The organism is Flavonifractor sp. An9 (genome assembly GCF_002161245.1).
In the GTDB taxonomy this organism is placed as follows: Bacteria; Bacillota; Clostridia; order Oscillospirales; family Oscillospiraceae; genus Flavonifractor; species Flavonifractor avicola.
The window spans coordinates 1-12,435 of record NZ_NFHC01000032.1; the positions used below are offsets into that span (position 1 = coordinate 1).

General features: G+C 53.6%; 4 protein-coding genes and 2 pseudogenes. All 6 read left to right on the forward strand.

The window, feature by feature from the left end:
- The first annotated feature begins 309 nt into the window (after window positions 1-309).
- On the forward strand, window positions 310-528 hold the full coding sequence (locus B5G40_RS15085) for a Maff2 family mobile element protein (protein ID WP_002588903.1): 219 nt from the start codon (window positions 310-312) through the stop codon (window positions 526-528).
- Between the two features lie 83 nt (window positions 529-611).
- A complete protein-coding gene (locus tag B5G40_RS15090; RefSeq protein WP_002578790.1) occupies window positions 612-1,481 on the forward strand; it encodes a VirB6/TrbL-like conjugal transfer protein, CD1112 family in 870 nt (289 codons plus the stop codon).
- 20 nt (window positions 1,482-1,501) lie between these two features.
- The gene (locus tag B5G40_RS15095; RefSeq protein WP_002578789.1) at window positions 1,502-1,924 is read left to right on the forward strand and encodes a PrgI family protein; all 423 of its coding nucleotides are present in this window, start codon (window positions 1,502-1,504) and stop codon (window positions 1,922-1,924) included.
- Between the two features lie 832 nt (window positions 1,925-2,756).
- Window positions 2,757-8,069: pseudogene (locus tag B5G40_RS15100) on the forward strand (DEAD/DEAH box helicase family protein); the annotation flags it as partial.
- 587 nt (window positions 8,070-8,656) lie between these two features.
- Window positions 8,657-10,471 (forward strand): reverse transcriptase/maturase family protein, encoded by a 1,815-nt coding sequence (locus B5G40_RS15110; protein ID WP_002576337.1) that lies wholly within the window; start codon window positions 8,657-8,659, stop codon window positions 10,469-10,471.
- A 104-nt stretch (window positions 10,472-10,575) separates the two neighbouring features.
- Window positions 10,576-12,435, forward strand: a pseudogene (locus B5G40_RS15115) (helicase-related protein); the annotation flags it as partial.

A 12,435-nucleotide genomic window follows, 5' to 3' on the forward strand; every position in this document is an offset into this window, starting at 1 on the left:
AAGCCCAAGGAGTGATTGGTCAGCCAGTTGCTCCTCTCATTGTAGCTTAGGCACGAGATGGAGGGAAAGCCGGACTGGCTGTCCGGCTTTCCTGTCCAAATTTATTGTAATAGGAGTGATCTTATCTACCCGCCTCAACCGCCCCGGATGGGGCCATCGGCGTACAAAGCGGACAATCACCAAAAAATAATGAAAAAAGGAGGACAGCCGGAATCAGGCCCCGGAAACCGGGTGCCGATTGTTCCGGCTTTTGTATGCCTATGAATGACTAAATCAAACTTTTCAAATGATTCCGGCTAACTATAATTTATGGCATTTTTCAATCAGGCTATCACCGTTCTTCAGACCCTCGTTATCGCTCTGGGCGCTGGTCTCGGCATCTGGGGTGTCATCAACCTGCTGGAAGGTTACGGCAACGACAACCCCGGTGCGAAGTCCCAGGGCATGAAGCAGCTCATGGCTGGCGCTGGCGTCGCCGTGGTCGGCATGGTCCTCGTACCCCTGCTCTCCAGCCTGTTCACCGTCTGATCGCTCCCGTCGTTAAGCTGTCATAAGAAATCCTTGCCGCCCCTGCCCCCAAGCGGGGGCGGCTGAAAGGAGGTTGACACCGTATGGATTTCTTACTCGATGCCCTTACTGACTGGCTCAAGGAAATGTTGGTAGGCGGCATTATGAGCAACTTATCGGGGATGTTCGATAGCGTGAACCAGCAGGTCGCAGACATTGCGACACAGGTGGGCCAGACCCCTCAGGGCTGGAACGGGAGTATTTTCAGCATGATCCAAAATCTCTCCAACTCCATCATGGTGCCGATTGCTGGCGTGATCCTGGCTATCGTGATGACGCTGGAGCTGATTCAGATGATTACCGACAAGAACAACCTGCATGATGTGGACACCTGGATGATCTTCAAATGGGTGTTCAAATCTGCCGCTGCCATCCTCATCGTCTCAAACACCTGGAACATCGTGATGGGCGTGTTTGACGCAGCTCAAAGTGTGGTGGCGCAGGCGGCGGGCATCATCGGTTCCGACGCTTCCATCGACATCTCCTCTGTCATGACCGATATGGAGTCCCGGCTGATGGATATGGACCTGGGGCCGCTGTTCGGCCTGTGGTTCCAGTCGCTCTTTATCGGCATTACCATGTGGGCGCTTTACATTTGTATCTTTATCGTGATTTATGGCCGTATGATTGAGATTTACCTTGTGACCTCGGTGGCTCCCATCCCTATGGCCACCATGATGGGCAAGGAATGGGGCGGTATGGGCCAGAACTATCTGCGCTCGTTGATCGCCCTGGGCTTCCAGGCATTTCTCATCATCGTCTGTGTGGCGATCTACGCCGTGCTGGTGCAGAGTATTGCCACCGAATCCGACATCATTATGGCCATCTGGAGCTGCGTGGGCTATACGGTCCTGTTGTGCTTTACGCTCTTTAAGACCGGCAGCCTCGCAAAATCCGTTTTCAATGCACATTAACCAGGAAGGAGGTAATCCCTTTGGCTTATGTACCTGTACCCAAGGATCTTACGAAAGTCAAAACCAAGGTCGCGTTCAACTTAACCAAGAGGCAGCTTGTCTGCTTCGGCGGCGGTGCGCTGATCGGCGTACCGCTTTTCTTCCTGCTCCGGGGGCCTGTGGGAAACAGCGTGGCTGCCATGTGTATGATGCTGGTCATGCTGCCCTTCTTCATGCTGGCGATGTATGAAAAACACGGTCAGCCCCTGGAAAAGATCGTGGGCAATATCATCAAGGTGGCCGTCATCCGGCCCAAGGAGCGCCCGTATCAGACCAACAACTTCTATGCCGTTTTGGAACGGCAGGAAAAACTCGACAAGGAGGTGTATGACATTGTTCACGGTAATCAAAAGCTGGCTGCACCGGCTGTTCGGAAAAGACGAAAAGACCGCGCAGCCGGTTAATCAGAAAAAGATGAAAAAGCTGTCCCGCGCCGACAGAAAGCAGATCGAGGCTGCCATTGCCCGTGCCAATCGCACAGACAAAAAGAAAAAATCGGCTCAGGACAGTATCCCCTATGAACGGATGTGGCCGGACGGCATCTGCCGTGTGGCAGGCAGCCGCTACACAAAGACCATCCAATTCCAGGACATCAACTATCAGCTCTCGCAGAACGAGGACAAGACAGCGATCTTCGAGGGCTGGTGCGATTTCCTCAACTACTTCGACAGCTCCATTCAGTTCCAGCTGTCCTTTTTGAACCTGGCAGCCTCTGAGGAGACCTTTGCCCGCGCCATCAACATTCCTCTCCAGGGGGATGATTTTGACAGCATCCGGGTGGAGTACACCACCATGCTGCAAAACCAGCTGGCAAGAGGCAACAACGGTCTTATCAAGACCAAGTACCTGACTTTCGGCATCGACGCCGACAGCCTCAAGGCCGCCAAGCCCCGTCTGGAGCGCATTGAGACCGACATTCTCAACAACTTCAAACGCCTGGGCGTGGCCGCCGAGACCCTGGACGGCAAGGCGCGGCTGGCACAGCTTCACGGCATTTTCCACATGGATGAACAGGTGCCGTTCCGCTTTGAATGGGACTGGCTGGCTCCGTCCGGTCTGTCCACCAAGGATTTCATCGCGCCGTCCGGCTTCGAGTTCCGCACCGGCAAACAGTTCCGTATGGGTAAAAAATACGGGGCTGTTTCTTTTTTGCAGATCCTCGCCCCGGAGCTGAATGACCGGATGCTGGCGGATTTTCTGGATATGGAAAGCTCTCTGATCGTCAGCCTGCATAAGTATGGTATTGGCGGTCACTCCCATGCCCTGTCCGGTGCAATGAAAAGCGATGAAAGCCACGACGGAAAAGGTCTGCACTACAAAAAAGACGGCTGCCCGGATGTGCATTTCACCTGGGAGAAAGTCGCCAAACGGATTACCGACCTGATCCAGAAGGGACGCTATCTCACAGAACAGGAACAGGCGGAGTATGACAAAATCCAGGCAGAAAAGGCCCTGGCGGAAGAAGATGCCCTGCAAGCCCAGCAGCCGGACCCGGCTGTGTGGGAATACAACGGCGTCAAGGAGCGCCACCCGGATGATATAATCCTCTACCAAATGGGGGATTTTTTTGAGCTGTACGGTGAGGACGCCAAAACTGCTGCTGCGGAACTGGACCTCAATCTCACGACCCGCGCTATCCCCGGCGGTGGCCGTGTGGAAATGTGCGGCTTTCCGGCAAACCGGCTGGAGCAGGTTGTGGAACAGCTGCGGGATAAGCATGATGTGACCATTTCCGCTGTCCCGAAGGGCGGCAGGGAGCGGCAGGAGTATTCCATGCCCTCTATCGACCATGAGGCGGAACAGCACATCAATGCCCAGGAAGCGGAGTTTGGCGCAGACGGGACCAGAGTATTTCAGGAGACCGAAGCAGCCGCAGCCCCTACGATTCGAGAACTGCATGAGCAATACAAGCCCATTGTACTTGCCGCTGTTATGGAAGATGTGCCATATCGCAATGCCTGCGGTCACAGTGACCATGAGAACGCCGTGATCGAGGGCAATGCCGCTATTCGCCGTGCTGTCCTGGGATCTGGCAACATGGAGCTGCTCCGCCTCTATTCCGACACACCGGAGTTCCGCCAGCGCCTTCATCGAGAAATCATCGACGAGACCTATCCCAAGCTCCATGAGCTGCTGCACCCTCTCACGGACAATGACATCGACAAGGCTATCCAGGACTGGAACGGCAAAATCGAAAGTAAACACGCCGTTGTCCGTTACATGGAGAAACATGGGCGGGAAAAAGATACCGCTGCATGGCTGGCCCATGAGTTTGACGGCGGCGATGGCAAAACCCCGTTTTCGGTTCGCCCGGAAAGCCCCGAAGGAACGGTGCTGCCCTGGCCCAAGGTACAGCGCCGGATCGCTCAGCTTATCAAGGAGGACCGGTTCTACACCGAAGCGGAACAGGACCGGTTCGACAACATCGACCCCATCGCCATTCGGGAGGCTTTGGCCGAGCGCGGCATTGTGAATGGTGAACTGGTGGATGAGGAAAAACTGGATAATGACCCATTCATCCAGCGTGTTATGGCGGATGTGGAGGCCATATCCAGAGAGAGCGTCCCGGCAGATGAGCCGGAACAGCCTTCTCCCCATAATTTGCGTGTTCTGGTTTCAGATGAGGAATACGCTGCGGCTCGTGGCACACTCCGGGAGCGAACCTCCTACGATCCAGCGGTTCCTCCTTACAATGTGGGTGATATTGTCTATCTGGATGACCGGCCCCATCAGATCACAGAGCTGCGGGATGACACGGTGCAGCTGCTGCCCACCGGCATGAGCTATCCCATCTACCGGGCTGAGAGCCGGGAACGGTTTGAGCAGCTTTTGCGGGAGGATAACCGCAACGACTTCTATACCGAATTCCTGCCTGCAAATCTGGATACGGTGGACCAGGACCTTCGGGATGTGCTGGCCCATGGCCTGATTGGTGAGGCGGACAAGGCGGAGCTTTCCGAGCTTCTTCGCAACGGCAAGAGTAACCAGGAGGTAGCCTTGTGGCTGAGCCGGGCCTATCCCAACATCGTGGAAACGATGGAGCTGGAGACCGGCGAGACCGCCGATTACCGCACGATGCCGGAAGGTATCGAGCTGGAAGTGCTGGATGCAGATGAAAAGCGTCTGGCCATGCTGTTCTTCCAGTGGAGCGAGGTTGCGCCTTTGCTGCGCGGGATGTATGCCCGTCAGTTGGACGGTTTTGAGCAGGAACGCCCCGAACCGGCTGCCGAAACCCCGGCCTTCCAAGCCGAGACTGTGGCTGTCTATCCGGGCGATAAGAACAATCTGCCCTATGATGTGGTTGTTCAGACCCTGCGAACCAATGAGCCGGAGCCGCCCACGCCTGCTGTCGAGCCGGAAAAGACTCTGGATGAGGTACTGGACGAACACCCCGTTTCCATTCAGGTAAACGGCGAGTGGCAGACCTTCCCCAATGTCAAAGCTGCCGAGGAAGCCTCTTATGAGGAATACAAGGCCAATCTGCGTCGCACCGCCGAGAATTTCCGTATCACTGACGATCACCTGGGCGAAGGCGGCCCCAAGGCTAAGTTCCAGGCCAATGTCGAGGCAATCAAGCTGCTGAAATACCTGGAGGAAACCACCGAGCAGGCAACGCCGGAACAGCAGAAAATCCTTTCTCGGTATGTGGGCTGGGGCGGCCTTGCCGATGCCTTTGACCCCGACAAGGAAAGCTGGAGCAAGGAATATGCCCAGCTGAAGGAACTGCTGACCCCGGAGGAATACGCTGCTGCCAGAGGTTCCACCCTCAACGCGCACTACACCAGCCCTACGGTCATCAAAGCGATTTACGAGGCTGTGGGCCGCATGGGATTTGAGACCGGCAACATCCTGGAGCCGTCCTGTGGTGTAGGCAATTTCTTCGGTATGCTGCCGGAGGAAATGCGAAACAGCCGTCTTTACGGCGTGGAGCTGGATTCCATCAGCGGGCGTATTGCCCAGCAGCTCTACCCCAAGGCCGACATCACCGTGGCAGGGTTTGAGACCACCGACAGGCGGGATTTCTACGATCTGGCGGTGGGTAATGTACCGTTTGGCCAGTATCAGGTTCGGGATAAAGCCTATGACAAGCTGAATTTCAGCATTCACAACTACTTTTTCGCCAAGGCTCTGGATCAGGTTCGTCCCGGTGGCGTGGTGGCCTTTGTCACCAGCCGCTACACGATGGACGCCAAGGATTCCACCGTGCGCCGGTATCTTGCTCAGCGCGCCGAACTGCTGGGGGCCATCCGTCTGCCCAATGACGCTTTCAAAAAGAACGCAGGTGCCGAGGTCGTTTCGGACATCATCTTCCTGCAAAAGCGTGACCGTCCGTTGGACATCGTGCCGGAGTGGACGCAGACCGGGCAGACCGAGGACGGCTTTGCCATCAACCGCTATTTCCTGGACCACCCGGAAATGGTGCTGGGCCGACAGGAACCGGAAAGCACCGCCCACGGCATGGACTACACCGTGAACCCCATCGAGGGGCTGGAGCTTGCCGATCAGCTGCATGATGCCGTGAAGTACATTCGCGGCACCTACCAGGAGGCCGAGCTGCCGGAGCTGGGCGAGGGCGAAGCCATCGACACTTCTATCCCTGCTGACCCCAATGTGAAAAATTACTCCTACACCGTTGTGGACGGCGATGTGTATTACCGTGAAAACAGCTGTATGGTACGGCCTGACCTGAATGCCACCGCCGAAGCCCGTGTGAAAGGACTGGTGGGTCTGCGAGAATGTGTCCAGCAGCTCATTGATCTGCAAATGGACGCCGCCACACCGGACAGCGCCATCCAGGACAAACAGGCCGAACTGAACCGGCTCTATGACAGCTTCTCTGCAAAATATGGTCTTATCAATGACCGGGCGAACCGGCTGGCCTTTGCTGATGATTCCAGCTACTATCTGCTCTGCGCGCTGGAAGTCATTGACGAGGACGGCAAGCTGGAGCGCAAGGCGGATATGTTCACCAAGCGCACCATCAAGCCCCACAAGGCGGTGGACACTGTGGATACCGCAAGTGAAGCTCTGGCCGTATCAATTTCCGAAAAAGCCTTTGTCGATATGGCGTATATGGCGGAGTTGACCGGCAAGACCGGCGACGAACTGGCCGCCGAGCTAAAAGGCGTGATCTTCCGTGTACCTGGGCAGTTGGAGAAAGACGGCACTCCCCATTATGTAACAGCCGACGAATACCTGTCCGGCAATGTGCGGCGCAAGCTGCGTCAGGCACAGCGGGCCGCACAGCAGGACCCTTCCTTTGCAGTCAATGTGGAGGCCCTTACCGCTGCCCAGCCCAAAGACCTGGATGCGTCGGAGATTGAGGTGCGCCTGGGCGCTACCTGGATCGACAAAGAGTACATCCAGCAGTTTATGTATGAGACCTTCGACACGCCGTTTTATCTCCAGCGCAATATCGAGGTCAACTATTCTTCTTTCACCGCTGAGTGGCAGATCACCGGCAAAAGCTCTGTAAGCCAGAACAATGTGGCAGCCTATACCACCTACGGAACCAGCCGTGCCAATGCCTACAAGATTCTGGAGGACAGCCTGAACCTGCGGGATGTCCGTATCTACGACACCATAGAGGATGCAGACGGCAAAGAGCGCCGGGTGTTGAATGCCAAAGAGACCACCCTGGCCGCCCAAAAGCAGCAAGCGATCCGGGACGCTTTCAAAGACTGGATTTGGAAAGACCCGGACCGCCGCCAAGCTCTGGTCCGCCAGTACAATGAGGAAATGAACTCCACCCGTCCCCGTGAATACGACGGCGGACACATTACTTTCGGTGGTATGAACCCGGCCATCACCTTGCGGGAACACCAGAAAAACGCTATCGCTCATGTGCTGTACGGCGGCAATACGCTGCTGGCACACGAGGTAGGCGCTGGCAAAACCTTTGAAATGGTGGCTGCCGCCATGGAGAGTAAGCGCCTGGGCTTGTGTCAGAAATCCCTCTTTGTGGTGCCGAACCATCTGACCGAACAATGGGCGTCGGAGTTTCTGCGGCTCTATCCTTCCGCCAACATTCTTGTCACCACCAAAAAGGACTTTGAGACCCACAACCGCAAGAAGTTCTGCGCCCGCATTGCCACCGGCGATTATGACGCCATCATCATGGGACACAGCCAGTTTGAGAAAATCCCCATCAGCCGAGAGCGTCAGGAACGGCTCCTTCAGGAGCAGATCGACGAGATCACCGAGGGCATTGCCGAGGTGAAGTACAGCGGCGGTGAGCGTTTCACGGTCAAGCAGTTGGAACGCACCAAGAAGTCCCTGGAAGCCCGGCTGGAGAAATTGCAGGCCGAGAGCCGCAAGGACGATGTGGTAACATTCGAGCAGTTGGGTGTGGACCGCCTGTTCGTCGATGAGGCGCATAACTATAAAAACCTGTTTTTATACACCAAGATGCGGAATGTGGCAGGTCTCTCCACAAGCGATGCCCAAAAGTCCAGCGATATGTTTGCAAAGTGTCGCTATATGGATGAACTGACCGGAAACCGTGGTGTGATTTTCGCCACTGGCACCCCCGTATCGAACAGCATGACCGTGCGCCCGTAAGGGGCTGTAATAATCTTACCTTGAGCAAGTAATAGGGCAAGGTATCAAAGCGGAATAATCCGCACCCTATCGTCACCCGACTTATCCAAAAGGGGAAACCCGATGGGGAGTGTAGCATGTCGGAGGGCACGAAACACGGAAACTTCCAAAGTGTTTGCGTGGTAGTGGCGAAAAGTTATGAATAAGGATGAAAGCTAAACTGCCTGAATGACAGTCGGAGATTGGGCAAAATGTTGCTCCATGCGTAAGGAAGTTATACTCGCATGTACTCTGGTGGATATGAGTCGGCCATGCGTATCCACAAGATACCCAGAGTAAATCAGCCATAGGATAATGGAAAACGACGAACGTCACATCCGAAATCATAACAGGCTTATGTTATTACAGTTCTAAACGGGGATTGCCTAAGGTAAAATGCCGAAAATCGGCTATGAGTGCTATGAGAAAAGTGACTCTGAATATTTACTATGGCAACAGAGTCTCCGTAGTAGTCCGAGGACGGGAAAGCCGTCCACATGGCGAAGGGAGACAGTCTTTCTTCAATACAAATAATAAGGAAAGGTGCGTGAGGCATTATGAGAAGTCCCGAAAATGTATTGAAAAGTTTAAGTGAAAAAGCAAAAAACAAAGAGTACAGGTACGAGAGATTATACCGTAACCTGTACAACCCAGAGTTCTATCTGCTTGCATACCAGAATATTGCGACCTCTCAGGGGAGCATGACGGCAGGTGCAGACGGATTCACTCTTGACGGTATGAGCATGGAGCGCATTGAAAAGCTCATTCAGAAGCTGAGAGACCACTCATACCAGCCGAACCCTGCAAGGCGTGTTTATATTGCGAAGAAAAACAGCAGTAAAAAGCGCCCATTGGGGATTCCGTCAACGGACGATAAACTGTTACAGGAAGTTGTCCGTATGATACTTGAAGCAATCTATGAGCCGACATTCTCTGATAATTCACATGGTTTCAGACCGAAAAGAAGTTGCCACACAGCGTTAAAAGAAATCGTAACGCTGTTCACTGGTGCAAAGTGGATAATCGAAGGAGACATTAAGGCTTGTTTTGACAGCTTCGACCACCATATCACAATACAGCTTTTGAGAAAGCGCATAAAAGATGAAGCGTTCATATCGCTGATGTGGAAGTTTCTAAGGGCAGGATATATGGAACAGTGGACATACCATGAAACGTACTCCGGCAGTCCACAAGGCTCCGGTGTCAGTCCGATACTTGCCAACATCTATCTGAATGAACTTGATGAGTTCATGGCAAGGATGAAAAAGAGTTTTGACAAAGGCGATACAAGAAGCCGTAAAGTCCACAAAGACCATGATAAGGTACGCTGGGCTTATCGGAAAGCGCAGAAAAATCTGGAAATAGAGCGCACAGAAGCAAACCTAGCAGCATTTAAAGAAGCAAGGAAAGTGATGTTGTCCACACCACATTTAGACGAGATGGATGAGAATTACAAAAGACTTCAATACAACCGTTACGCTGACGATTTCCTGATTTCAATAACAGGTTCAAAGCAGGATGCTGAAAATATCAAGGAACAGGTAAAGATATTTCTAAAAGACAAGCTAAATCTCACAATGTCGGAGGAGAAAACTCACGTTACCCATTCCTCTGAAAAGGTGCGGTATCTTGGATACGACATAAGAATATCAAGAAGTCAGGACACAAAGCGGACGAAAAAAGGTCTGCAACGGGTGTGGTATGGAAAAGTGCAGTTATATATGCCGAAAGAAAAATGGATTGCGAAACTGCACGAATACGGTGCGTTTAAAATCAAAAAAGACGAAAACGGCAAAGAGATTTGGAAGCCACTCCACAGAGGGGCGCTTATGCCATTAGACGATGTGGCAATCATCAGTAAATATAATTCTGAAATCAGAGGATTGTACAATTATTACAGGTTAGCAATCAATGTATGCAATCTGGGGAAATTTCATTCTATCATGCGTGGAAGCTGTTTAAAGACGTTGGCGGCAAAATATAATTCTTCTGTTATGAAGATGTATAAGAAATACCGTAGCGTAAAGGGCGACTTTGGCGCAGATTACAAAACCAAGAGTGGAACAAAGCGGTGTGAGTTTTACAATGAAGGATTTAGGCGTAATAACAATATCGCACCTGAATTTGTAGACATTATGCCGAAATACAGAGGGCAGATAAAACCGAATAGTCTTGCAGGACGTTTAAAAAGCGGACAATGCGAGATGTGCGGAGCAAACCCCGTGAAAGTGTATATGCACCATGTAAAGCGCTTAAAAGATTTGAACGCTGATAATGAATTTGATGAACTGATGTTACTGAAAAGGCGGAAGTCATTGGCTCTCTGCCCGAAATGCTACGAAGAAGCAAAGACAAAATCACTTAAACTATGAAAGATGGCGAGCCGTGTACATCGAGAGGTGTAAGCACGGTTCTGGAGGGGGTTACGCCAAGACCACGGACGAAAGGAAGTATGGCGTGGCGTTTCCTACCTTATGAACTTTACACCATGCAGCGGTATCTCCAGTATGACCGCCTGCAAGAGCTGAACATGACCCACTTCGACTGCTGGGCCAGCCGCTTCGGAGAAACCGTCACGGCGCTGGAGCTGGCACCGGAAGGCACCGGCTACCGGGCAAGAACGAGATTCAGCAAGTTTTTCAACCTCCCGGAGCTGATGAACTTGTTCCGTGAAGTTGCCGACATCAAAACCGCCGATCAGCTGAACTTGCCCACCCCGGAGGTGGAATACCACAACATCGTGGCCCAGCCTACTGAACACCAAAAAGAGATGGTGCAGGTTCTCTCCGAGCGCGCCTCCAGGGTACACAGCGGCAGCGTTGACCCCTCAGAGGACAATATGCTCAAGATTACCGGCGATGGCCGCAAGCTGGGTCTGGACCAGCGTATCATCAACCAGCTGCTGCCGGATGAACCCGGCACCAAGGTCAATCAGTGTGTGGGTAATATCATGCAGATCTGGCGGGACGGCGAGGCTGACAAGCTGACCCAGCTGGTATTCTGCGACATTTCCACGCCCCAGGCAGCCCCCTCCAAAAAGGCAGCCAAACAGCTGGATAATCCCACACTTCATGCGCTGGAACAGGCTGTGCCGTTGGATGAGCCTGAGCCTGCCTTTACCATCTATGAGGACATCCGCCAGAAGCTCATCGCCCAGGGAATGCCCGCCGAGCAGATTGCTTTTATCCACGAAGCCAAGACCGAGGTGCAGAAGAAAGAACTGTTTTCCAAGGTTCGCACTGGGCAGGTGCGCGTCCTGCTGGGCAGCACCTCCAAAATGGGCGCTGGCACCAATGTGCAGGACCGGCTTGTGGCGCTCCATGACCTGGATTGTCCGTGGCGTCCGGGAGACCTTGCCCAGCGCAAGGGCCGTATCGAGCGCCAGGGCAACCAGAATCCGCTGGTCCATGTGTACCGCTATGTTACCGAGGGAACTTTCGATGCCTACCTGTGGCAGACGGTGGAGAACAAACAGAAATTCATTTCGCAAATCATGACCAGCAAAAGCCCGGTCCGCTCCTGCGATGATGTGGACGAAACGGCGCTGTCCTTTGCCGAGATCAAGGCCCTGTGCGCCGGAGACCCCCGTATCAAGGAGCGCATGGATTTGGATGTGGAGGTTGCGCGTCTGAAGCTGATGAAAGCTGACCATCAGAGCAAGCAGTACCGCCTGGAGGATCAGTTGCTCAAATACTTCCCCCAGGAAATCGAAACTAACAAGGGGTTTATTAAAGGCTTTGAAGCGGATCTGGAGACCCTGGCCGCCCATCCTCACCCGGAGGATGGCTTTGCTGGAATGGAGATCCGGGGCGATGTGCTGACTGACAAAGAAAACGCCGGTGCAGCCTTGCTAGACGCCTGTAAGGAGGTCAAAGGCTCCGAACCGGTGCAGATCGGCAGCTATCGGGGCTTTACTATGTCCGTGGAGTTTTCCGCTTGGAAACAGGAATATACGCTCCTGTTGAAAGGCCAGATGACCCACCGGGCAAGCCTCGGCACAGACCCGCGCGGAAACCTCACCCGTATCGACAATGCACTGGCTCAAATGCCTCAGCGTTTGGAAGCCGTGAAAAACCAGCTGGACAACCTTTACCAACAGCAGGCCGCAGCCAAAGAGGAAATCGGAAAGCCGTTTCCCTTTGAGGATGATCTGCGAGTCAAGTCCGCCCGTCTGGTGGAACTGGACACGCTGCTGAACATTGACGGCAAGGGCCATGCCCAGCCGGAAACTGTGGTTGCCAAGAGCGCACGGCCTTCGGTGCTGGACAGCTTGAAGCGCCCGGTGCCACCCCGTAGCCCTGAAAAGAAACCGAAACAACATGAGGAGGTGCGATAA

What these genes read in the sequence shown, in the direction of transcription:
- B5G40_RS15090 (WP_002578790.1), top strand. Translation starts at nt 612, where the DNA reads ATGGATTTCTTACTCGATGCCCTTACTGACTGGCTCAAGGAAATGTTG.
- B5G40_RS15110 (WP_002576337.1), top strand. Translation starts at nt 8,657, where the DNA reads ATGAGAAGTCCCGAAAATGTATTGAAAAGTTTAAGTGAAAAAGCAAAA.
- B5G40_RS15085 (WP_002588903.1), top strand. Translation starts at nt 310, where the DNA reads ATGGCATTTTTCAATCAGGCTATCACCGTTCTTCAGACCCTCGTTATC.